The sequence below is a fragment of the Psychrobacter sp. CX18 genome, from assembly GCF_057396215.1.
Genome location: NZ_JBXYJH010000013.1, coordinates 20,075 through 44,084, shown reverse-complemented (window position 1 = coordinate 44,084; position 24,010 = coordinate 20,075). Strand labels below are relative to the sequence as shown.

22 protein-coding genes, 2 tRNA genes and 1 pseudogene are annotated in these 24,010 nt (G+C 40.6%); 17 read left to right on the top strand and 8 right to left on the bottom strand.

Features of this window, described 5'->3' with window-relative positions; translation table 11 throughout:
* Positions 1-103: 103 nt before the first annotated feature.
* The 8 genes from AC2SLT_RS10910 (at position 104) to AC2SLT_RS10875 (ending at position 9,281) form a co-directional block, all read left to right on the top strand.
* Positions 104-574: a F0F1 ATP synthase subunit B gene (locus tag AC2SLT_RS10910; protein WP_486547681.1), complete on the top strand. Its 471-nt coding sequence runs from the start codon at positions 104-106 to the stop codon at positions 572-574.
* A gap of 237 nt (positions 575-811) precedes the next feature.
* The gene (locus tag AC2SLT_RS10905; protein WP_486547680.1) at positions 812-1,441 is read left to right on the top strand and encodes a F0F1 ATP synthase subunit delta; all 630 of its coding nucleotides are present in this window, start codon (positions 812-814) and stop codon (positions 1,439-1,441) included.
* 158 nt (positions 1,442-1,599) lie between these two features.
* Positions 1,600-3,144: a F0F1 ATP synthase subunit alpha gene (gene atpA, locus AC2SLT_RS10900; RefSeq protein WP_486547679.1), complete on the top strand. Its 1,545-nt coding sequence runs from the start codon at positions 1,600-1,602 to the stop codon at positions 3,142-3,144.
* 93 nt (positions 3,145-3,237) lie between these two features.
* On the top strand, positions 3,238-4,116 hold the full coding sequence (gene atpG, locus AC2SLT_RS10895) for a F0F1 ATP synthase subunit gamma (protein WP_486547678.1): 879 nt from the start codon (positions 3,238-3,240) through the stop codon (positions 4,114-4,116).
* A gap of 52 nt (positions 4,117-4,168) precedes the next feature.
* On the top strand, positions 4,169-5,596 hold the full coding sequence (gene atpD, locus AC2SLT_RS10890) for a F0F1 ATP synthase subunit beta (protein ID WP_486547677.1): 1,428 nt from the start codon (positions 4,169-4,171) through the stop codon (positions 5,594-5,596).
* Between the two features lie 305 nt (positions 5,597-5,901).
* Complete coding sequence (locus AC2SLT_RS10885; protein ID WP_486547676.1) at positions 5,902-6,318, top strand: F0F1 ATP synthase subunit epsilon; 417 nt, start codon at positions 5,902-5,904, stop codon at positions 6,316-6,318.
* Positions 6,319-6,549: 231 nt separating this feature from the next.
* Positions 6,550-7,266 carry a response regulator gene (locus AC2SLT_RS10880; RefSeq protein ID WP_486547675.1) on the top strand — a complete coding sequence of 239 codons (717 nt, stop codon included), beginning with the start codon at positions 6,550-6,552 and terminating at the stop codon, positions 7,264-7,266.
* Between the two features lie 320 nt (positions 7,267-7,586).
* Positions 7,587-9,281 carry an ATP-binding protein gene (locus tag AC2SLT_RS10875; RefSeq protein ID WP_486547674.1) on the top strand — a complete coding sequence of 565 codons (1,695 nt, stop codon included), beginning with the start codon at positions 7,587-7,589 and terminating at the stop codon, positions 9,279-9,281.
* 350 nt (positions 9,282-9,631) lie between these two features.
* Here the strand turns inward: AC2SLT_RS10875 and AC2SLT_RS10870 are convergent, their stop codons facing one another.
* The gene (locus AC2SLT_RS10870) at positions 9,632-11,098 is read right to left on the bottom strand and encodes an ATP-binding protein (RefSeq protein ID WP_486547673.1); all 1,467 of its coding nucleotides are present in this window, start codon (positions 11,096-11,098) and stop codon (positions 9,632-9,634) included.
* A gap of 120 nt (positions 11,099-11,218) precedes the next feature.
* Here AC2SLT_RS10870 and rpsP point away from each other — a divergent pair, with 120 nt between their 5' ends.
* From rpsP to uvrC, 5 genes are all read left to right on the top strand, one after another.
* Positions 11,219-11,482 carry a 30S ribosomal protein S16 gene (gene rpsP, locus AC2SLT_RS10865; RefSeq protein ID WP_486547672.1) on the top strand — a complete coding sequence of 88 codons (264 nt, stop codon included), beginning with the start codon at positions 11,219-11,221 and terminating at the stop codon, positions 11,480-11,482.
* A 164-nt stretch (positions 11,483-11,646) separates the two neighbouring features.
* Positions 11,647-12,177, top strand: coding sequence for a ribosome maturation factor RimM (gene rimM / locus AC2SLT_RS10860; protein ID WP_486547671.1), 531 nt, complete (start codon positions 11,647-11,649; stop codon positions 12,175-12,177).
* A gap of 139 nt (positions 12,178-12,316) precedes the next feature.
* Positions 12,317-13,069, top strand: a complete 753-nt coding sequence (gene trmD, locus AC2SLT_RS10855) for a tRNA (guanosine(37)-N1)-methyltransferase TrmD (RefSeq protein ID WP_486547670.1) — start codon at positions 12,317-12,319, stop codon at positions 13,067-13,069.
* A gap of 278 nt (positions 13,070-13,347) precedes the next feature.
* Complete coding sequence (gene rplS / locus AC2SLT_RS10850) at positions 13,348-13,773, top strand: 50S ribosomal protein L19 (RefSeq protein ID WP_486547669.1); 426 nt, start codon at positions 13,348-13,350, stop codon at positions 13,771-13,773.
* Positions 13,774-14,019: 246 nt separating this feature from the next.
* Positions 14,020-15,864, top strand: coding sequence for an excinuclease ABC subunit UvrC (gene uvrC, locus AC2SLT_RS10845; RefSeq protein WP_486547668.1), 1,845 nt, complete (start codon positions 14,020-14,022; stop codon positions 15,862-15,864).
* Positions 15,865-15,979: 115 nt separating this feature from the next.
* Here uvrC and AC2SLT_RS10840 read toward each other — a convergent pair whose 3' ends face one another.
* The 6 genes from AC2SLT_RS10840 to AC2SLT_RS10815 form a co-directional block, all read right to left on the bottom strand.
* Complete coding sequence (locus tag AC2SLT_RS10840) at positions 15,980-16,675, bottom strand: hypothetical protein (RefSeq protein ID WP_486547667.1); 696 nt, start codon at positions 16,673-16,675, stop codon at positions 15,980-15,982.
* A gap of 44 nt (positions 16,676-16,719) precedes the next feature.
* Positions 16,720-18,081: a beta-ketoacyl-ACP synthase II gene (gene fabF, locus AC2SLT_RS10835; protein WP_486547666.1), complete on the bottom strand. Its 1,362-nt coding sequence runs from the start codon at positions 18,079-18,081 to the stop codon at positions 16,720-16,722.
* A gap of 173 nt (positions 18,082-18,254) precedes the next feature.
* On the bottom strand, positions 18,255-18,671 hold the full coding sequence (locus tag AC2SLT_RS10830) for a hypothetical protein (protein WP_486547665.1): 417 nt from the start codon (positions 18,669-18,671) through the stop codon (positions 18,255-18,257).
* A gap of 166 nt (positions 18,672-18,837) precedes the next feature.
* On the bottom strand, positions 18,838-19,197 hold the full coding sequence (locus AC2SLT_RS10825; RefSeq protein ID WP_486547664.1) for a SirB2 family protein: 360 nt from the start codon (positions 19,195-19,197) through the stop codon (positions 18,838-18,840).
* A gap of 63 nt (positions 19,198-19,260) precedes the next feature.
* Positions 19,261-19,590: a BolA family protein gene (locus AC2SLT_RS10820; protein WP_486547663.1), complete on the bottom strand. Its 330-nt coding sequence runs from the start codon at positions 19,588-19,590 to the stop codon at positions 19,261-19,263.
* Between the two features lie 291 nt (positions 19,591-19,881).
* Positions 19,882-20,685, bottom strand: a complete 804-nt coding sequence (locus AC2SLT_RS10815; protein WP_486547662.1) for a M48 family metallopeptidase — start codon at positions 20,683-20,685, stop codon at positions 19,882-19,884.
* A 566-nt stretch (positions 20,686-21,251) separates the two neighbouring features.
* On the opposite strand from AC2SLT_RS10815, the gene AC2SLT_RS10810 reads away from it, so the two are divergent.
* Both AC2SLT_RS10810 and AC2SLT_RS10805 read left to right on the top strand, forming a co-directional pair.
* Positions 21,252-21,327, top strand: a tRNA-Gly gene (locus tag AC2SLT_RS10810).
* A gap of 151 nt (positions 21,328-21,478) precedes the next feature.
* Positions 21,479-21,554 (top strand) — tRNA-Gly (locus AC2SLT_RS10805).
* A gap of 401 nt (positions 21,555-21,955) precedes the next feature.
* Here the strand turns inward: AC2SLT_RS10805 and AC2SLT_RS10800 are convergent.
* Positions 21,956-22,198 (bottom strand): helix-turn-helix domain-containing protein, encoded by a 243-nt coding sequence (locus AC2SLT_RS10800; protein WP_486547661.1) that lies wholly within the window; start codon positions 22,196-22,198, stop codon positions 21,956-21,958.
* A 195-nt stretch (positions 22,199-22,393) separates the two neighbouring features.
* On the opposite strand from AC2SLT_RS10800, the gene AC2SLT_RS10795 reads away from it, so the two are divergent.
* Positions 22,394-22,609 (top strand): hypothetical protein, encoded by a 216-nt coding sequence (locus tag AC2SLT_RS10795; RefSeq protein WP_028859326.1) that lies wholly within the window; start codon positions 22,394-22,396, stop codon positions 22,607-22,609.
* A gap of 17 nt (positions 22,610-22,626) precedes the next feature.
* Positions 22,627-23,775, top strand: a pseudogene (locus AC2SLT_RS10790) (Arm DNA-binding domain-containing protein); the annotation flags it as partial.
* Positions 23,776-24,010: the final 235 nt, after the last annotated feature.

The following is a 24,010-nucleotide window of genomic DNA, read 5'->3' as shown; positions in this document are numbered from 1 at the left end:
TTAAATCATCAGTGACCCCTGTTGACCATTCGAGATAAAATGAGTCTTAATCAGATACCGAGTGGTCAATGCTACTGATTTTTATTTATAAAGAGGTGATCGTGTGAATATCAATCTTACCCTAATCGGTCAGACCATAGCATTTGCAATTTTTGTTCTATTTTGCATGAAGTTTATTTGGCCTGCTTTAATGGGTGCAATTAGCGAACGTCAGCAGAAGATTGCTGATGGGCTTAATGCAGCTGAAAAGGCGAAAGCAGACTTAGCAAGTGCTGAACAGTCAGCTGAAAAAGAACTTGCAACAGCAAAAGTTAAAGCAGCGGCTTTAATTGAACAAGCTAATAAAAGCGCTAACCAGCTAATCGAAGATGCTAAAGCGCAAGCTCAAGTCGAAGGCGAACGTATTCGTCAACAGGCTCGTGAATCCATAGATCTTGAGATCAACCAAGCACGTGAGAGCTTACGTAAACAAGTTTCAGAACTTGCGGTATTGGGTGCTGAGCAGATTTTAAAAGAAAAAATCGATGCTCAAAAACATGCCGGTATGCTTGAAGAGTTGGCAGCTAAGCTATAGTTAATCTAATTTTGAATAATACTGACGTTCGATTTATGTTGTTATCATTTGATAATAATCAAATGCGTTAAAAGTTATCGCAAAATCTTAATGATACTTTATTTCAATACTTTAATTACTTAGTCTCATACAGACGCTGCTTTTAACGTTTCGATAGAGGTCAGTATAGTCAATAATCATTTTTAGATATCTGGTTGTTTAATTAAGTTTCAATAAATATGTGGCTAAGAGGACATAATGGCTGAATTATCTACACTTGCAAGACCCTATGCCAAAGCAGCATTTGACTATGCCCATGAAAACTCGGTCATTGGTGATTGGGAAGACTTCTTGTTTGTCACAAGTAGCGTGGTGAGTGATCCTGCCTTTATGCGTTTGCTAGAGAATCCTGCTACGACCGCTGATCAGAAAGCAAATTTGCTGATTAGTATTTATAACGAGCAAGTAACGACCTCAGATGCAACGGCTCTAAAGTCCCTACTATTCAGCACTCAAAATCATGCCAGAAAAGGCCAGCCCTCAGATCCGCTAGCGGCAGCATCATCTCAAATTCAAAACTTTGTGCACCAATTAGCGGAGCAAGAGCGTTTAAGCTTACTACCGCAAGTATATGAACAATATAGCTTGTATCGTGCAAAAGCGCTTAAGCAAATCGACGCATACGTCACGTCTGCATATCCCTTGAGTGAATCACAAAGAGTGATGATTCAACAACGTTTAGAACAGTCTTTAAAAGCGTCTGTTATTATCCATGAAGATGTAGATCCCAGTTTATTAGCGGGTGCCACTATCAAAATTGGCGACAAGCTTGTTGATGACTCAGTACGTGGAAAATTAAAACAGTTAAAAACCCAGCTAACTGCTTAACGCATAATTAATAATGAAAAAGTGGCTTTGGTAAATTAATGAATCTCAACCCCATCGCACACCCTCATTGAATGGCTTTCTAAAGACTGATAACAGTTACTAGAGCATTAATAAACCAGCGAGTAAGCAGGCAATCACAAATTAAAGGAAACAAGGCAATGCAACAATTGAATCCAGCAGAAATCAGTCAACTGATTAAGCAGCGAATTCAAGACCTTGATACGGGTGCAACCGCTAAGAATGAAGGCACTATTGTCAAAGTATTTGATGGTATTGTTCAGATTCATGGTCTTGAAGATGCGATGTATGGTGAGATGATTGAGTTTGAAGGCGATGTCTATGGTATGGCATTGAACCTTGAACAAGACTCCGTAGGCGCCGTTGTTTTGGGTGATTACCTCAGTCTTCAAGAAGGTCAAAAAGCTTACTGTACTGGTCGTATTCTCGAAGTACCCGTTGGTCCTGAATTATTAGGCCGTGTGGTTGATGCTTTAGGCAATCCAATCGACGGTAAAGGTCCAATTAATGCTAAATTAACGGATAAAGTTGAAAAAATTGCACCGGGTGTTATCGCGCGTCAATCAGTAGATGAGCCAGTAATGACAGGCTACAAAGCTGTTGATACGATGATTCCAATTGGTCGTGGTCAGCGTGAGCTTATCATTGGTGACCGTCAAACTGGTAAGACTGCTTTAGCCATTGACGCTATTATTGCTCAGAAAAATTCTGATATTAAATGTGTCTATGTCGCAATTGGTCAGAAACGTTCTACGATTGCTAACGTGGTACGTAAGCTTGAAGAAACGGGAGCGTTAGCCTATACCACCGTGGTGGTGGCTTCTGCTTCAGAGCCTGCAGCACTACAGTACATTGCTCCATACTCTGGCTGTACTATTGGCGAATACTTTCGTGACCGCGGTGAAGATGCGTTGATCGTATTTGATGATCTATCAAAACAAGCTGTAGCGTATCGTCAAATTTCACTATTATTACGTCGTCCACCAGGTCGTGAAGCTTATCCAGGGGATGTATTCTATCTTCACTCACGTTTATTAGAACGTGCATCTCGTGTTAATGCTGATTATGTAGAAGAATTCACTAACGGCGAAGTTAAAGGTAAAACAGGGTCTTTAACGGCATTACCTATTATCGAAACACAGGCCGGTGACGTATCTGCATTCGTACCGACAAACGTCATCTCTATTACTGATGGTCAGATTTTCTTAGAATCAAGCTTATTTAACTCAGGTATTCGTCCTGCAGTTAACGCGGGTATTTCAGTATCTCGTGTAGGTGGCGCTGCTCAGACTAAAATCATTAAGAAATTATCAGGTGGTATCCGTACCGCTTTAGCTCAGTATCGTGAACTTGCTGCATTTGCCCAGTTCGCCTCTGATCTTGATGATGCTACTAAAAAGCAACTTGATCATGGTGAGCGCGTTACAGAGCTTATGAAACAGAAGCAGTATCAGCCAATGTCTGTTGCTGAGCAAGCTGCAGTGATTTATGCATCAAATGAAGGCTATTTATCAGATATCCCCGTTGAGAGAATCGGAGCGTGGGAAGAAGCCTATCTACGCTATATGCATGATGAACAAGCTGACTTGATGAAAGAGATTAACGACACTGCAAATTATAATGATGATATTGCGGGCCGTTTAAAAGCTTCTGTAGAAACTTTTTTGCAAAATCACTCGTTCTAATTTAATTTAGGCGACTGGTTAGACCAGTCGCCATCTTAACTAGTGTGATTATGAGATCTAACCTCATTTAAACCCCGCCGAATTGGAAATGTTATGGCAAGTTTAAAAGAAATTCGTGCTAAAGTTACCAGCATTAAGAGTACGCAGAAAATTACGCGTGCGATGCAAATGGTAGCCGCCAGTAAAATGCGCCGTGCTCAAGAGCGTATGGAAGTTGGTCGACCTTATGCTGAAAGTATGCGTCGTGTGGTTTCACACTTAGTCAATGCGTCTTCAGATTATAAGCATCCCTATATGCAAAGCCGTGCGGTAAACCGTGTAGGCTATATCTTAGTGACTTCTGATCGTGGTTTGGCAGGTGGACTAAACGTCAATTTGTTTAAGCAATTGATGCATCATGTCAAAGATTATGAAAAACAATCTGTTGAAGCTGAGTTTGCAGTCATTGGCTCTAAAGGGGTTAGCTTCTTTAAAAGCTTCGGCGGTAAAGTAACTTCGGCGGTCACTGATTATGGGGATAATCCCTCATTTGAGCAATTAAATGCACCTGTTCAAGCCATGCTTGACGATTATGCAAACGGTCACTTAGATCGCATCTATATCGTTTATAATAAATTCGTTAATGCAATGACGCAGAAGCCTTTGGTCAATCAACTTGTGCCACTTCCTGAAGAGTCTATTGATGCTAACTCCGGCTTAAATACCAACAACAATTGGGATTATATTTACGAGCCAGATGTTAAGACATTAATTGAAGGTCTTTTAGGTCGTTACATCGAATCAATTGTTTACCAAGCAGTGATGGAAAATATCGCATCAGAGCAGTCTGCACGTATGGTCGCTATGAAAGCTGCGACCGATAATGCTGGTGACCTAATCAATGATTTACAGTTAGTTTATAACAAGCTGCGTCAAGCGGCAATTACCCGAGAAATTTCGGAAATTGTTAGCGGTGCTGCTGCTGTTTCCTAATTGACCCACTTACTTTAGAAAGTCCATATTTTAGAAGTTCAAGGAGAACGCTATGAGTAGCGGTCGTATAGTACAGATTATTGGCGCAGTTATTGACGTCGAGTTTAACCGCACTGAAGTACCTCAAGTCTATGATGCCCTAGTTGTTGACGGTACTGAGACGACACTAGAAGTTCAGCAGCAGCTGGGTGATGGTGTTGTGCGTACCATTGCGATGGGATCTACCGAAGGTCTTAAACGTGGTATATCAGTTACCAATACTGGAGCCCCGATTACCGTTCCTGTTGGTGAAGCTACTTTAGGTCGTATTATGGATGTGTTGGGTCGTCCAATTGATGAGCAAGGCCCAGTGAGTTCAGAAGATCATTGGTCAATTCATCGTCCAGCACCTTCTTACGACGAACAAGCAAATAGTACTGACCTTTTAGAAACAGGCATTAAAGTCATTGACTTACTTTGCCCGTTTGCTAAAGGGGGTAAAGTTGGTCTATTCGGCGGTGCCGGTGTTGGTAAAACCGTTAATATGATGGAGTTAATTAACAACATCGCCCTTAAGCATTCAGGTTTATCTGTATTTGCGGGTGTGGGTGAGCGTACTCGTGAAGGTAATGACTTCTATCACGAGATGCAAGAGGCAGGTGTGGTTGACGTTGAGAACTTCACTAACTCTAAAGTTGCGATGGTGTATGGTCAGATGAATGAGCCACCAGGTAACCGCTTACGTGTGGCATTGACTGGCTTAACAATGGCGGAATATTTCCGTGATCAAAAAGATGAAACAGGTAAGGGTAAAGACGTACTACTATTCGTTGATAACATTTATCGTTATACACTTGCCGGTACGGAAGTATCAGCACTTCTAGGTCGTATGCCTTCTGCGGTTGGTTATCAGCCAACACTAGCAGAAGAAATGGGTGTGCTACAAGAGCGTATTACATCGACTCAAACCGGTTCTATTACTTCAATCCAAGCGGTATATGTACCGGCGGATGACTTAACGGATCCATCACCTGCAACGACCTTTGCTCACTTGGATGCGACTGTCGTATTGAGTCGTGATATTGCCTCACAAGGTATTTATCCTGCGATTGACCCGCTTGACTCTACCTCACGTCAGCTAGATCCTTTAGTGATTGGTGAAGAGCATTACGCTGTCGCCCGTGGTGTTCAGGAAGTGCTTCAGCGCTATAAAGAGCTAAAAGATATTATCGCAATCTTGGGTATGGATGAGCTGTCTGAAGAAGATAAGATGGTTGTATACCGTGCTCGTAAGATTCAGCGTTTCTTATCGCAGCCATTCCACGTTGCAGAAGTATTTACAGGGGCGCCCGGTAAATATGTGACCTTACGAGATACGATTTCAAGCTTCCGTGATATTTTAGATGGTAAGTATGATGATTTACCAGAACAAGCCTTCTATATGGCGGGTAGCATTGATGAAGTGGTTGCTAAAGCTGAGAAAATGAAATCTGCAGCTTAATGTCTGCTTGATGATAGTGGGTAGTCACACTGGGTTTTAGCAAAGTCATTGTCTTTTTAGAAATGTTTATTTTAAACTGGGTTATTTTAGACTAAATAATTTTAAACTAGCTTATTTAAGATATAGCTTGTTTAAGATTAGGTCACTTAAAGATTAAGTTAAATAGCCCTTTTTAAGTGCTTTGTTAAAACCTGGACCTATGTTGCTTCATAGCAATATAACTATCTTAATAGATAAGTACCAAACTAGCGTTTTTAGATAGTAAACGTTTATATCAAATTAGTATGTTAATGACGGAGAGTCGCATGGCAACTTTACAGTGCCGAGTAGTAAGTGCTCGTGAAGAGATATATGCTGGTGAAATCAGTATGTTAATTGCGACGGGTATTGACGGCGAAGTGGGTATATTAGCGGGTCACACCCCGCTGATCACACTACTTAAACCAGGCTCAATGCGTATCCAAACCCCAGATGGTAACGAAGAAATAGTGTATGTCTCTGGCGGTGTCCTGGAAGTTCAACCTAAGATGGTAACGGTTCTTGCGGATACTGCAGTACGTGCTCACGATTTAGATGAAGCTAAAATTGTTGAGGCACGTAAGAAAGCGGAGCAAATGCTAGTTAATCAGTCCGAAACATTGCAAACCAATGCTGCATTAGCCTCATTAGCTGAGTCAGTCGCACAATTACAAACTATCAAGAAATACCGTAACCGTGCTTAGGTTATCTAACATTGACCAAGTGCTATTGCATTATGACGATATACATATTCGCTATTGAATAATAGAACAGCCTATATTAGGCTGTTTTTTTTATGCTAATATTAGCGTTATAACTGATTACATTATGATGAAAATTATATATACTGTGCTATGAAGTGGTATTTAAAAATAAAGAATTTGAATAAATTTAATATATTGTGATTGTGTTTTGTCAATTTTGAGGAAATGATAATGTCTAATACAGATGATGAACAAACCCCACGAATTTTAATTGTTGAAGATGATGAACGTCTTGCCATGTTAACTCAAGATTATTTGGTTAAAAATGGTATGGATGTCGCTATTGAGACAGATGGCAACCGTGCAATACGTCGTATTATCAGTGAGCAGCCTGACCTTGTGGTTTTAGATGTGATGTTACCAGGTAGTGATGGTTTAACCGTGTGCCGTGAAGTACGTCCGCATTATCATAGTCCCATTCTCATGCTAACCGCTCGTACTGAAGATATGGACCAAGTATTGGGTCTTGAGATGGGCGCCGATGATTATGTCGCCAAACCTGCTCAGCCTAGAGTATTGCTTGCCCGAATTCGTGCTCTATTGCGCCGTTCAGAAAATGCGCCTTCTGAAGAAGTACAGCAGCGTCTAGAATTTGGTGAATTGGTTATCGATAATGGTGGACGTTCTGTTACCTTAAATGGTGATTTGGTTGATTTTACCAGTGCTGAATACGATTTATTGTGGTTGTTGGCTTCTAATGCTGGTCGTATTTTATCTCGTGAAGATATTTTTGAGCGCTTACGTGGCATTGAGTATGATGGTCAAGACAGATCTATTGATGTTCGTATTTCTCGAATTCGACCAAAAATTGGCGATGATCCAGAAAATCCAAAACGTATTAAAACCGTACGAAGTAAAGGTTATCTATTCGTCAAAGAAGGTAATTAGTTGGCTATTTGAGAACAATTTGTCTGTTAAATTAGGAGCTTGGAGCTTTAATACTTATCAATGTTGATAACAGTTGAATGTAAGCAATTCATAATTTTAATGACTTTGTATCAAGACATTTGTTCCAATTGATAGTAACGAAAGCCAGCTACTCAGCTGGCTTTTGGCATTTTAAAAAATAGTATGGATAAATAAATTAAACAGCAGTATCAAAAAACTATAAAAAACTACATAAATTTAAAGTTAACCTTTTACAGAGCTTATAGGTTAAACCTTTTATTTAAGGTAGACTTATATCAAATAATCTAATTAGATGTCATATGCCAATATTCTCATCATTAAAACATAGTATATTCCTACGTATTTACGCTGGGTTGTTATTGGTCTGCCTGTTGGTCGCCTTATTTGCGCAGTTGTTGGTCGATACGATAAACAAGGAACGGATACAGGCCTATAGGGAAAATATCGCGACTGGTGCGTTGTATCTAGTTGGCGCGGGCCTAAAGCAACAATCAACAGAAAGTCAGCGTGAATATTGGTTGAATGATATCAGCCAGCTATTTGGTAATAACTTTAGTATACAACCCGAATCAAGTATTGATTTTAAAGCCAGTGAACTTAAACGATTAGAACAAGAGAAAACGGTAGTACGCTATGTAATGCAGCCTGCGCATGCGGATATTTTCCATCCTATTGAGGGTGAGGACAATGTTATCACGGTGCGTATTACCAAAGTAACTGAGCAACAAGTACGTGCAATGGCAGTGCTATTACTAAATGACTTGTCTTATTACAAAGGTCTTGAAAGCAAACGTCAACGATTAAAAGAGATCTCGCAAAAGTTCGCTTTTCCCCTTAGTATCGAAAAAGTTGAAGACCTTGAGCTTGATGATGATCAAATGCGGCGTTTAAAACGTGATGAAGTTGTGATGTTGTTTCGGGATAGTACCAGCTCTGACGACTCTTCTATCAAAATTATCGCCCCCTCAGAACTTGAAAATATGGTGGTGGTAATTGGTCCAGTTGCTCTATTCAAATGGTTCCCATTCAACCTCATCATAAGTGTGGTGCTCATCAGTATGTTTCTGATCAGCCTTGGGGTATATGCATTAATTTTCCCGCTAGAGCGTAAGCTGCAATTGATACAATCTGGTGTTAATGAAGTCGGCGAAGGTAATTTAGAGACTCGCGTACAAGTTGTTGGTCAAGATGAGATAGCGCGATTGGCCGCGACATTTAATACTATGATCGAGCACATTAAACGCTTGATTGAATCTCAACGAGAGCTGACACGGGCAGTATCACACGAGTTAAGAACGCCAGTAGCACGTATTCGTTTTGCGGTAGATATGTTGGCCGATACTGAGGATGAAGAGTCGAGACAAAAACAAAGAGATTATATTGATGAAGATATTGAGTCTCTTAATAGCTTAATTGATGAAATCTTGACTTATGCGAAGCTTGAAGAGGGGTCACCAAAGCTTGATCTTGAGTCCGTTAACTTACGGGATTTAGTCGAGCAAATTGTTCGTGAAACGAACGCTCTGGGTAAGCCTATTGAAGTGGTGGGTATCTCGCCTTCTCCCAAAGTTAGTGCTATTGCAGATAGACGTTACTTACATCGAGTCCTTCAGAATTTAGCCGGAAATGCACTGCGCTATGCAGAATCAAAAATTGTTATAAGCGCAGGTGTCCATAAAGGAAAGGCTTTTGTTACGGTCGAAGATGATGGTCATGGGATACCTGAAGAAGACCGAGACAAGGTATTTGTGCCTTTTGCAAGACTTGATGACAGTCGTACTCGGGCTTCAGGCGGTTATGGATTAGGTTTATCTATTGTGTCAAGAATTGCGTTTTGGTTTAACGGAAAAATGTCAGTGGATGAGAGTCCTAAATTAGGCGGTGCACGGTTTACAATGAGATGGCCGGTACGACCCTTAACTCAAACCATTGCAGCCGATCAGTTAACGCAGGAAAAAGGGGCGCGAAAAATTATTGAAAGTGATGAGCAATGATGGGTAATTTTTACTATCTTTAAGCCATTACTGGACGTTTATTCCTATTTAAAACGTATTAACTTTTAACGACTAGACTGTAACGCCTATTAGTATTCACTAATAGGCGTTTTGTATGTTAAAGGGATATATCCTCGATAGGTTAACTTCTAGAGTTGGGTGTAAAGGCTATTTTAAAGCTATAAATACCGATTCTTCTTAGACTTGTTTGTAAGGTTACTCATTTTCTTGTTACTATTCTTTGTCTTCAGCTTATTGTAACTGGGTTTCTTTGAGCTTATTTTGGAGTTACTAAGTTAAGTAAACATTAACATTGAGGTGTCGGGTACGGTTATGGCTTTAAAACCATACTACTTAGCGTCTATAGGATTAACACTCTGGTTATGCTGAGTAGTGTTTTCATCTATAGATTGCGCCTCAGATAGCAACGGGATTCGAACACATACTTGCAACCCGCCTTCGGGGTGATTGATCGCCTCGACAGTCCCATGATGCAGACCAGTAATGCGCTGTACGATGGCTAAACCGAGTCCACTACCTTGGGTAGTACGCGCTGACTCACCGCGCTCAAACGGCTGCATAATGCGCTCTAAATGATCTTTTGCCACCCCTGGTCCACAATCGCGAACACATAGGATAAGTTGCTCCTTGGCTTTGCGAACGATATTGGGCGTGGATACTGACTTTTCATCATCCTGATCAACCTCTTTAGAATGAAAGGTCGGGGTAATAGTGGCGGTTAAATATATGGGAGGCTTGCCATATCGTTGAGCATTAACGATTAGGTTAATGATCAGGCGTTTAATTGATAATGGTCGAACAGGGACTTCTTTGAGACCCTCTGTCTGATAAATAAATTCTAGCGGGGCGAACTGCACCATGACTTCATTAAAGATGCTGTCCAAATCAGTGAGACTAACGGCTTCATCTGAGCCGTCTTTCATGAATGAAATGAACTGCTCTAAAATGGCATCCATATCTTCAATATCATAAATGAGCCCCTCTTTAAGAAATTCATCAGGTAGCATTTCAGCGGTTAATCGCATACGGGTTAATGGGGTGCGTAGGTCATGAGAAATACCAGCCAACATGATCGTTCTCTCCTTTTGCGCCTGACTTAATGTGCTAAATAAGCGATTAAAGGCCATATTTACCCGCCGTATTTCGGTGGTGCCAGTATTGATTGGTAGCGTGGTCGCAGTACCAAGACGAATATAGTTGGTAGCGGCTTGTTGTAGTTTACGCAGGGGTCGATTTAATTGGCGTACTAACAGCAAAATGGTCAACAAGGTAAACAGCGGAATACCTAAAATGAAGAATATTAAGATACTTGGACTATATTGGGCATAAAATACCACAGGTTCCCGTATCCAAAAGTCGGGCGATGCTGTATCCTGAACCCAGAGCTGAGGGGTTGGTTTAAATTTAAAATAAACCACACTTTCGCGACCGAGCTGTTGACTGATTTCCTGCTGAATGACATCAGTAAAGAAACCAACCACAGCTTTATCTGACACATCAGGAAAATCACTTGGATCTTCGACCATGACGATATGGCTGTGGGAGAGAATCCATTCGGTAATATCTTTATTGTCTGCCCACTTTTCACGTGCTGCCGTAACCAACTTAAGCTCTGTCGTTAGGTATCGGGCATGATTTTTTAACTCAGGTAGATACAAACTTCGCCAAAAAAACCAAATAGATGCCACCACACTTATTGTCACCATGAGCATGACGGCAAGAGTCGTTTGCCACGTATTGGAGTATGGTTTGAGGCGAAGCTGAGATAAAAAAGAACGGGACGAGGTGTTATTCATGAAGATATCGCTTAGTTTAAAGTAGATTGGTAATGTTTTATTAACTTAAAGGTTTCCAAGTGATTAGTAATCTGATATAATTATGCCCTTTTTGGTATACCTACGGAAGAGAGAACTCAAATGGTTGTTATTCGTTTAGCACGGGGCGGTGCCAAAAAACGCCCATTCTATCAAGTTGTTGTAGCAGATCAACGTCGCTCACGCGATGGCCGTTACATCGAAAATCTAGGTTTTTACAATCCACTAGCGAAAGGTCAAGAAGTTGAGCTTCGTCTAGACATGGAAGCGTATAATGCTTGGATCGAAAAAGGCGCGCAGCCTTCAGACCGCGTTAAAGCTTTAGCAAAGGGTTACAAGCCTGCTACTGAAGAAACTAACGCATAAAACATGGTTTCACTAAGAGATAGTATCTCATTGTGAGGCCATTTTTAGTATGTGTTTTTTATCAATAGTGGCAGAATTTTAAATCTTGACGACTTTAAATTATCGTTCTTAATTTGTCGTTGAATTTAATTTTATGCGACTGACATTAAAATGATATTTGTCTTATGACCGCACCTAATGCTGACAGTCTTATGAAGATAGGACAACTAAAAAAACCATACGGCATTAAAGGCTGGCTATGGGTTTTTAGTGAAACTGAGGATCGAGAAGCTATTTTTAGCTACTCACCTTGGTGGATGAAAACAGCGACAGGGTTTAAACCACTTACTGTCAGTCAATGGCGTAAGCAGGGAACGGGGCTTGTGGCTCAATTTGAGCAAGTACCGGATCGCAATGTCGCTGAGACTATGAACGGTGTTAGTATTTGGATCGATAAAGACAGCTTACCTGGCACTGAAGAAGACGAATATTATTGGTCTGATTTGGTTGGTTTAAAAGTTGTTAATAAGCAAGATGAGTATCTAGGTTCCATTAAAGAATTGTTCGAAACTGGCGCACATCCCATTATGAGAGTGGTGCCAACGAGTAACAGTATTGATGATGAAACCCGTTTAATACCTTGGCATAAACAAACTGTTGATGACGTTGATTTAACCACGCAACAGATTATTGTAGATTGGGAACGAGATTTTTAAGCTTATCGCCTGTTTAAAGCTATAAGCCTTTATGTCTGAGTTTAATTAAGTTTAAGTTTAAGCCTAATAACTCTAAGTTCTTTATTTACCCTATCTACTACACTGAATTTGAATGACTGTATAAAATGGAGGTGACCTGATGTACTTTGCTGTCATCACCATATTACCAGAGATGTTTACCGCGATTCGTGAGTTTGGCATTACTGGTAGAGCCGTTCAAAATCAGCAAGTGGTTATAGACTGTATAAATCCTCGCGATTTTACAACCGACAATTATCGCCGTATAGATGAACGCCCTTTTGGGGGTGGTCCAGGTATGGTGATGATGGCTGAGCCATTGGCAAAAGCGATTGACTATGCAAAGAAACAAGCCAGTCAACATGGATGTCTTGTTGATAGCGATCATTGTCCCGTTGTCTATTTATCTCCGCAAGGAGACGCATTAGATGAAAACAAAGTGGTGTCTATGCGTGATTATGACGCTATGATTTTGTTATGTGGTCGATATGAAGGGATCGATGAGCGGTTGTTACAGCGCTACGTTAATATAGAGATCTCCATTGGAGACTACGTATTAACAGGCGGCGAGCTACCTGCAATGGTATTAATGGATAGTGTGATTCGCAGATTGCCTGATGTAATGGGTGATGCGCAGTCTGCAGAGCAAGACTCGTTTGTTGAGGGATTGCTTGATTGTCCACATTATACCAAGCCTTATAACTTTGAAGGCTTGCAAGTGCCAGAGGTACTACTCTCGGGCCATCATGCTAATATTGCAACATGGCGGTTTCAGCAACAAGTGACTCGTACGAAACAAAGGCGACCTGATCTATGGCGACGTTTTACGCCCAATAAAGAGCAGGCCCGTCTACTTAAAAAGTTGACCGATTAATAGAGCATATAGAAGATAGACTTTTTTATCTTTATTAGGCAATCGTTTTAATATTTTATTGATTTATATGTTTAGACTGACGAATTTAAAAACCCTGTTAAGGCTTTTAATGTTCGTTAAGGTTATTGACTTGATGTCAGTTACCTCTAAAAACCAGATTCTAAAGCCAAATTCCTATTCCTGTTTCCTCTTATTTCTCTAACTGAGTCGAAGAGGTTATTATTATAAACGGGTGGTACGCGCCTTAGCCTATGCCATCCCATGTGAGGAGCAATCTCATGAGTAATGCACATCCATTAGTACAAGCTGTTGAAAATTCACAACTTCTTGAGCGTCCTAACTTCTCTACTGGCGATACAGTAGTGGTTCAAGTGAAAGTACGTGAAGGGGATCGCGAACGTCTTCAGGCCTTTGAAGGTGTGGTTATTGCAAAGCGTAACCGTGGTCTAAACTCTGCCTTTACCGTTCGTAAAATCTCAAGTGGTATCGGTGTTGAGCGTGCATTCCAGCTACATTCTCCAATTATTCATAGCATCGAAGTGAAGCGCCGTGGTGCGGTACGTCGTGCGAAACTTTACTACTTACGTGAGCGTTCAGGTAAGTCTGCCCGTATTCGCGAGAAGCTCTCTGCGCGCCGTGAAGGTGTTCAAAGCAAAACGGATGCAGGTGTACCAGATGCGGTTGAAACTGCACCAGGTATTTAAGATACTAAGTATGCTATCACTTACTTGAACTTCGCTTAACGGTTAAGTTTAAGATTAAATTACCGTATACCAAAAAGAACTAATGACTGTTATGGTGATTAGAAAAGGGTCTTCAATCTATTCGATTGAAGACCCTTTTATTATTTATAACTCATACGTCTATAATCCTACGTCAGTGCTTGTAATCTGAATGATTTCTCCCCATTAATATAAAACATATACGTTACTTGTGAGCTTTTAAAAGTTATGGTTAGTAAGTCTGTAGCGACTGATGTCGATGATAAACAAGCCCGCCTAAAGCATCTGATTAAGCGCCTGCCCAATTTGCCAGGGGTGTATAAAATGCTGGGCAAAAATGGGGATATTATATATGTGGGTAAAGCAAAATCCCTAAAAAATCGGGTTAATAGTTATTTTGCTAAAACCATAGATCATCCTAAAACACGAGCATTAGTGTCACGTATTCACAACATTGAAACCATTATTACTCGTAGTGAAACAGAAGCACTCCTACTAGAACAAAACCTCATTAAGGAATATCGTCCCCCTTATAATGTCCTATTGCGCGATGATAAATCCTATTTATATGTGTTTATTTCAGCGGATAAACCCTACCCAAGACTGGCTTATGGTAGGGGGAAAGCGAAGCATCAAAAAGGCAAGTTTTTCGGCCCTTTTCCTTCGGCATATGCGGCCAAAGAGACGTTAGTGCTGATGCAGAAAATGTTTCAAATCCGTCAGTGTACTAATACCTTCTTTAAGCAACGCAAACGTCCTTGTCTTGAATACCAAATAAAACGATGCCGTGCGCCTTGTGTTGGTTTAGTCTCTCCTGAAGATTATGCCATAGATGTACAAAACACCGTCCGCTTTCTAAGGGGGGACTCAGGTGATATTCACGAGGCACTGATTAATAAAATGGAAGGGGCAGCCGACAAGCTAGATTTTGAAAAAGCAGCCTTTTATCGTGATCAGCTATCAATGCTACGTGAGGTCCAGTCGCGTCAAGCCGTTTATACCGTACAAGGTGAGGCCGATGTAGTCTCAATCGCCAGTCAGGCAGGTATGACTTGTGTCAATGTCTTGACTGTCCGAGGTGGGCGAGTATTGGGGGGTAAAAACTACTTTCCAGATGTTGACAGCAGTGAGCCCTTAAGTGATAACTTGTCTGCTTTCTTAAGCTCGTTTTACTTTCAGGTTACTGATGATTTGCCAGGTGAAATTATTATCAGTCATGAGCTACCGGATCAAATGGCTTTGCAAGAAGCCTTAAGTACCCATTTTGAAAGTAAGACGGTCATTAAGACTGCGGTACGTGAGCACCGTGCTGAGTGGTTAGATTTGGCTAAACTCAATGCTCAAAATGCGCTAAAGACTAAGTTGGGTGATTATCTCGAGCTTCATGCTAGATTTGGCGCTCTTAAAGAGGTGCTAGAGCCAGTTACACAGAAGAATATCGATAGAATTGAATGTTTTGATATCTCGCATACCATGGGAGAGGCGACCATAGCGAGCTGTGTGGTATTCGATCAGGGCGGTGCTCGCAAGCGCGATTACCGACAATATGCGATTCATGGTGTTCAAGATGGCGATGACTATGCGGCTATGGCTCAAGCGCTAACTCGTCGCTACAAAAAGCACCCATTACCAGATGTATTGTTGGTAGATGGCGGCAAAGGTCAGTTAAATATGGCCGAAGAGGTATTAACTAAGCTCAATATTCTTGATGATACACTGCTGATAGGGGTGGCAAAAGGCGAGGGGCGTAAAGCGGGTTTGGAGGTGTTGCACTTTTTGCAACATGAGCCATTAGACTTGCCGATGGACTCAAAGGCACTACATTTGATTATGAATATACGCGATGAAGCGCACCGTTTTGCGATCACCGCCCATCGCAAAAAGCGTGACAAGCGCCGTTCCTCATCAGTACTGGAGGCGATTCCAGGATTAGGAGAGAAGCGCCGGCGTGATCTACTCAATCATTTTGGTGGCTTACAGCAGCTATTGGGAGCTTCTCAACAAGAGTTAGAAGGGGTAAATGGTATTGGTAAAGTCATGGCAAATACTATTTATAAAGTATTGCATGAGTAACTATAGTCAGCGAACGACTAAACGGTTATGGGATTAATATCGCTAAGTCTATTTTAGCAGTGCTAGTTTATATAAAGATAGAAATATAAGGTAACAATCGCTCAGTATTTACATATTATTTATTGCCTAGACGAGCGTTTACCTGATCGCGTAACCAAGATTTAAGATCTTCTGACATGGCGCTCAGTTGCTCACTTAAGTAATCGTCAATACGACTTTCTAACTCTTTGAGGAACGCTTCATCAAGCTCACCTTGTGTGGTTTCGAATTCGAAGTTTGGCGGTGTGGTGGTCGCATTTGACGCCACAGATGTCATATCCTCTGAGTTATCTGGATCTATCGGATGATTACTATTATCAGCAGTAGACTCTAAGGACGACAAAAGTTCTGTAGATTCTGACTCTCCAGCCTTTTCTTCTTCCTCTTTAACCGCCAGTTGCTCGTCATACAGCTTCGCAGCTTCTAGATTGGCCCTATCGTTTTCAGCGTCAACTTTTTCTGCCTCAGCTTTTTCTGCCTCAGCTTTTTCTGCCTCAGCTTTTTCTGCCTCAGCTTTTTCCGCCGCCTCTTTCTCAGCTTCAAGTCTTTCTGCTTCCAATAGGGCAGCCTGCTGTTCCGCGGCAATGTCTGTATAAATGGTATCAATATAAGCATTCAGATCGGGTTGCGAGAATTGAAACGTCTCTAAGTCAGTGTCGTTGTCCAACAACCGTACAATGTCATCAAACTCTTGTATCAAAGCGTTTTTGACCGCTTCTGGCGCATTAGACCAGCGATGAGAAAATTGGTGTGAGAATGCGACTTGTGTCATATTAGCGAGTCTCCATGTTTGATATTAGTATTGTACGTTATCCGTTATTCAGACCAACGTGAGAAAATAACAGAACCATTGGTTCCCCCAAACCCAAAGCTATTAGACATGGTATAGGTTAAGTTAGCGACTGTCCGTGCTTGATTGGGCACATAATCCAAATGACAGTGTTCATCGATATTATCTAAATTAATAGTCGGGGGTACGACTTGTTCTTGTAATGCCAATATACTAAAAATAGCTTCTATAGCCCCTGCAGCACCCAGTAAGTGACCCGTCATTGACTTTGTTGAGCTCACCAATAGGCTGTCTTTACAAGCCTCAAATACTCCCTCAATAGCCTGCGACTCAGCGACATCACCTGCGGGAGTACTGGTGCCATGAGCATTAATGTAACCGATGTCACACGCTTTAATGCCTGCATCCTTAATGGCGTGCTGCATGGCACGAGCAGCTCCTTCACCATTGTTTGGTGGGGCGGTAATATGATGGGCGTCGTCACTCATACCGAAGCCTGCTAATTCAGCCAATATGGTGGCACCTCGCGCTTTAGCATGCGCCAAGCTTTCAAGGACAACAACCCCAGATCCATCGCCCAACACAAAGCCATCGCGGTCTTTATCGAATGGTCTACTGGCACGGGTAGGGTCCTCATTGCGTAATGACAAAGCCCCCATGGCAGCAAATCCAGCCATTCCAAGAGGGCTAGAGCCTTTTTCACTACCACCAGCAAGCATGACGTCACAGTCTCCGTATACAATCAGTCTGGCAGCCAGACCAATGGCATGAGCCCCTGAAGTACAAGCAGTAGCAGTCGCTAAATTTGGTCCACGTAAGTTATGCTTTATGGCCACCATCCCTGCTGCCATGTTGACAATAGCACCCGGCAAGCTAAAAGGAGAGACACGGCGAACCCCTTGTTGTGCTAGCGCATCTCGTCCATTTTCTAAAGTCTGCAATCCCCCAATGCCTGAACCGATAATGACGCCGAAACGGTCAGCATCCACATGCTGTACAGGGGTAGGCTCCGAGGAGATGGTATCAATAAAACCTGCTTGTTTAAGCGCCATGCTAGAGGCTGCCACGCCATAGTGTATGAAGCTATCATAACGACGGGCTTCTTTTGCTACCATATAGTGGCTAACATCAAATCCTTCAATGGTGCCTGCAAACTGCGCGCGATAAGAGGAGGCGTCAAAGTGGCTAATAGGTCTGATGCCACTTTCACCTTGAATCAAGCGTTGCCACGTACTTTGAACATCAAGACCTAAAGGCGTAATAGCCCCCATACCTGTAATGACCACACGCTGGTCATCACGACGTTTAAAATGGGGTACCTTAGCCGTATTAGCAGTAGCTGCTTGGCTGTTTTGAGTAGACTCTGGTGATGTGATGGGCTGACTCATGGTTTTGTTGCCTTAATGCGTATTACCTTAACTATTTGATGCGAATGAAGAGTGCGAATGAAAAATGCGAATATATAACTTTTATTAACTACTAGACGACTTATAAATCTTTTAAACCATCGTTAAACTATTCTTAATCTTTTATTAAAAAGCTATACCGCCTTGTGTATGAATCACTTCTCACCATAGACTTTAAGATTGGCGGCAAAGGCACAGTTTTTAAGTCGTGCAGATTGAACCACAGCGTCTCTTTCTCCGAATAAACGGGATAATTTGGCATCACGAGCTTGAGAGTTATTACTTTTACCCAGTCCAATATTGATGTTTGGCGATACTCCCCAACGTCCTGCTGATATACCCACACCGACGCCTGTGGTTGTTATTCCAGAATAACTGCCGCTCTCATTATTAATATAAGTGGTGATGCGATTATATTCTTGCGATAAACCTGAACAGTCATAGCTTTGGTAAGTGCTTGGCGGAATATATTGCGGAGACACATTGCCTGTACTGGCACAGCCAGATAACAGTAAAAAACCACCAAGTGCAACACTTGAGAGTGACAGAGATTTTATAGTGAATTTTGACATTTTTTTTTCCTAAAGGTTCCGTGTGTTTTCCATTTGAAAGTCGTGAATCAAACACAGATTTAATTAATTGGTTGTCACGTTGTTTATTTAAACAACTTATTTGGTTTTAGTGCTTACTTGTAATTTATGAAAACGCTTCATCAAAATGTCTTCTTAAAACGTTTTATCAAAAAAAGTTAGCAGGTTTGGTTATCGCTAAAACTATAATACCAATATAAGCGATAGACGCAATAAATATCCCTGCCTTTCTTTGGACAGGCGTCGCAGTCGGTCTGAATGCTTTAATACTAGCACTTATTGCCGCAATGAGTAATATAATTTTCGCACCTACCCATTGAAGAGGTGCATTGGTAGATAGCAATGGCATCACATTTAGCACACCAGACACTATTAACAAGGTATACACAATATGCGTCGCAATTTTAGCTTTTTTACTAATACTATGACCGTCCGATAGTGATAAATAGGACTGCCATATAAATAATAAGATGGTTATTACCACCATTAGGATATGAAAGTGTTTCATAATTTCCTCAAATTATTGTACATCACATTAAAAAAGTTTTAGCTTACTGTCATTATTAGCATGCTAGTTACGTTTGCTTGCGCATAGGGGGCTGGCGGGGACACTGCTCGATGTATCCGCCAACTTTTGCCACTCATCAGGCGTATAAGCATGAATCGCAAGGGCATGAACTGAGCCACCTTGGCTGGTCATCAAATCATCAACCAGGTTATAAATTAATTGGTGTCTGGCAACCAACCTTTTTCTGTCAAATTGTGTACTGACAACCGTCAATTTAAAATGGCTTTCTTTACCGTCAAAATAGCCAGAATGATTCATGGACTCATTTAAGAGGTCGACATGTTCTGGACTGAGCGATTGTAAGCGGTTTATTATTTCATTATATACTTTCAAAATAGCACTCCTAACACATAAATAATTTTTAGACCTCTATTAGACCTCTATAGTAACAGTTAATCATTATGATGCTCTATAGTCAGTGAACTACTAAACGGTTACAGTGTTAACCTCGTTAAGCCTACTTCAGTAGTACTTGCACTCGGTTGCCTTGTAACCACTTTAGACTTCTTTGACTATAGTGTGTCACTGCAACACTTCAATTTCTCAGTGTTAACTCATAAACACTGACACAAAAAAACAGCCACTGCATTGCAGAAGGCTGTTTTGAACTGGCAGAATACAAAATTATTGTTTGTATGATGATGTCACTTGCGGAATAAGCTCTTGCAAAGTCGCAATACGATTAGTGCTTGAAGGGTGAGTGCTTAAAAACTGAGGTGGCTCACCTTGGTTGGCACTTTGCATTTTTTTCCAAAGTGTAATTGCGGCATTAGGATCATAGCCTGCTCTTGCCATAAGCACTAAACCAATTTTGTCCGCTTCAGACTCTTGAGTACGACTGTGGGGACGTGCAATACCCAAATCTCCAGCAATAGTCGCCAATTGGGCTTGACCCTGTGACAGACCAAAGATACTGGCGGCAATACCGATGCCCGTCTGCGTAGCAACTTCACTCGAAATTCGTTCACGCGCATGCTCACGGATGGCATGCGCCATTTCATGCCCCATAATGGCGGCAATTTCGTCATCAGTCAGATCCAATCGATCAATGATGCCCGAGTAAAACATAATCTTACCACCCGGCAGTACGAAAGCATTTAATTCATTAGAACGAATCGTATGCACTTCCCACTTCCAAGTTTTAGCATCGCCGCGATAGAGCTCCGCTTGGTTGATTAACTTTTGGGCGATTCTGTTAAGACGGGCCAGCTGAGCTGGATTGGTATCGAGCACCCCTTCAGCACGAGCCTCTTGTAATAATTTCTGATAGCTTTGGGCTGACATCTGTAGCACTTGGTCACTGGAAACCAGCAACAGCTGTTGTCTTTCACTACCCAATACTCCAGAATTGGTGGTAGAGCTACAGCCTGATAAAGCCATTAAAGATAGCGATGCGGCTAAGGTACTGCGGATTAATATTTTTTTCATAACTGTCCTCGTTAGTAGGTATACATCCCTGATTTTAAGGGTAATTGCCATACCTCATAGTTTAGCAAGTGTTTATTTCGGAGCGGACTATCAGTCTATTGCAATAAATTGATGATAAGTCATTTACACAATGCAGAGTGGTTATTATTGGGTAACTTTTAAGCAATGACCTAAATAGGTCTAACGATGATCATTAGTCTAGCTCAAGAATATAATGGATACGTTGTCATCTTTTATAAACGTACATAGACAAAGTTTATCGAATAACTAACCATAATACAGCTTTAAATTGTAAACTATGTGTCAGTGGGATTAATTAAACATTCATTAAGATATTTTAAAAAGGTTAAGGCGGTTTAATTATCAGTAATTTGCAATGTATTGATAAGATAAATGATATGCATACAGCTTTGAATGATGTTAACGCTGTGACCATATAATAATATGAAAAAAAGTGTTGACAGAATTTATATTTAATCTATAATAGCCCACCTATCAAGTTACAGTAACTTAGCTTATAGATATTAGTTATCCACTGATGTTTAAGTATAAGTTATCAGGTTTATGCGGGAATAGCTCAGCTGGTAGAGCACGACCTTGCCAAGGTCGGGGTCGCGAGTTCGAATCTCGTTTCCCGCTCCAAATTTTGTTTTTATATATCGTTTTAGCAATCTTAACTATGACAGCAACTTTAAATAAAACTTGCTTAATAGAAGAATATTAGATAATTGCTTGATATACTAGGTGTGGTATTATTTCATAGTAAAATGATAATAGCATCATCCTACCAAATGCGGGAATAGCTCAGCTGGTAGAGCACGACCTTGCCAAGGTCGGGGTCGCGAGTTCGAATCTCGTTTCCCGCTCCATATTCTAAAGAAGCCTCACTTCATAGTGAGGCTTTTTTTTTGTCTTTAAAATCAGTAGGTTAATAGGGAGTTATCTATCAGATCTAAAGGACTTTATTAATCATATCTTAACATTAAAAATCTTAATAGATAGAGGCGTGACCAAAACGTGACCCTTTCGTGCCCAAGTAGTAAAACCCCAACTGTAAAATTGACCCCGACCTTTCTATTTTATAGATTGGAATCAAATATTATATTAATAAAAATGTTTTTCTAAATATGACTTCATATTTTGGTAGATTAGATACTTAGCTATCAAAAAAAGCGTGACCAAAACGTGACCAGATAAATAATTTTTTTATTAAAAATCAAATAGTTATAACGTTATTGGACTTCAGTTAAAATTAACCAACTCTCCCCTTTTAATCCTCATTCGATACCTCTCCTCTATCAACTTCCTTAGAGTCTGGCTCATAAACAAATAAGTCACCTACCTGGACATCTAAAAACTCACACAATTGATTTATGGTATTGAAATCAATCCTAGAAGACTCGTCATTATATAGTTTATGAAGAGTTGATTTACTCATGCCTGTTGCTCTCACGACATCTGCTACTCGAAGCCTTTTTTCAGCAAGAATGACGGGGAAATTATTTTTGATCATAAAATTACCTCTTTTCGGGTAAAAATGCTTTACATTGGGGTAAAAAGATTGTATAGTACGTAAATAGAGTAATTATTACCATTAAACAGGTAATAATTATTCGAATAGAAGAATTTATACTTTCTTAAAGTTTAAATTCATTTTACATTCTAGCACTTAATGCAGGTATTTATTAACTGAAAAAAGGTAAAAATTATGAGTAATACATATTTAACAACAGATGAGCTTGCAGAACGTATCAAATACGATCCACGCACAATACGTAATCAACTAAAAGACAGCGTATTAATTGAAAATATTCATTACATACGTCCGTTTGGCGGTAGAAAGATTTTGTATGTTTGGGAGCGTATCGAGGAGGATATGTGCAAGCCAGTAATGAGTACTATTAATGGAATGGCTCTTCAATAATTTTAAGGAGATAAACTATGGCTACTATGAGAGCACGCTTTGGCAAGTTAGTTGTTGATTTTAGATATATGGGGGTACGCTGTAGAGAAAAGACAGCTTTTGCAGATACCCCTGCTAATCGCAAAAAACTAGATAAAATACTTAAAAAGATGGAAGCAGAAATAACGCTTGGAATATTCGATTATGCTGCCTATTTTCCTAAAAGTGAAAAAGCAGAAGAGATGCGGAAGTTATCTGATAGGTCAGAGGCTTGTATCAGTCGTAATCCAAGTTTTAGAGAATTTTCCGATATTTGGTTTGAAGAAAAGATGATTGAATGGCGGCCTTCTTATCGAAAAAAGGTCAAGATTATTCTTAATAAGTACTTGATACCCAGTTTTGGTAATAAAGCAATACACGTTATAAAGAAGCCAGACTTGATGGCCTTCCGTAGCTCTCTCGCCAAAGTTCGTTACGGTAAAGATGGCCAATCAAGTCTGTCGGTAACACGGATCAACGAGATCATGATACCTCTTCGTATGATACTAGAAGAAGCTTCAGAACGCTACGAGTTTGAGATGCCTTTTAAAAATATTAAAAATCTAAAACAGTCTCGTCCAACAGTTAATCCTTTCACGTTAAATGAAGTATGGCGGATTATTAATGTTGTACGTAAAGATTTTAAGCCTTATTACACTATAAGATTCTTTACAGGAATGCGTACCAGTGAGATTGATGGACTGACATGGGATTGCGTTGATTTTCATAGAAGAGAGATTTCAATTAAACAGGCTCTTGTAGATGGAGAGCTTGGACCAACTAAGACCGTTGGATCGCAACGTGAAATCATTATGTCGCAAATTGTCTATGATGCTCTGCAAGAACAAAAAAGACGTACTTATGGTAAATCTGATTTTGTTTTTTGTAATAGTCAAGGCAATCCTCTTGAGTATCGCAATGTTAATCGAAGAGTGTGGAAGCCAACTCTTGAGTTATTAGGTCTTAAACACAGACGGGCTTATCAAACTAGACATACAGCAGCAACGCTTTGGCTTGCTGCTGGTGAAAATCCTGAATGGATAGCACGGCAAATGGGACATAGTAGTACAGAAATGTTATTTAGGGTGTATAGCCGTTATGTGCCAGATATTACCCGTCAAGATGGCTCTGCAATAGATAATTTGCTACTTGCCAGTAAGGAGAGGCTTGTCAGCCCACATACAACGAATAGCGACACAAAAGTGATAAATGGTAATCAGTTAGATAGTGACGAGATAAACTCTAATGATAATCATATATCTGGCGACATTACTGAGGTAGAAGTAAGTTTAGAATCTGAATCAGAGGAAGATGCAAAGATAGACACAATCGACACTGGATTTACAGGTTCTGATGTGACGAATAACTTTAGGCCTTTTTATT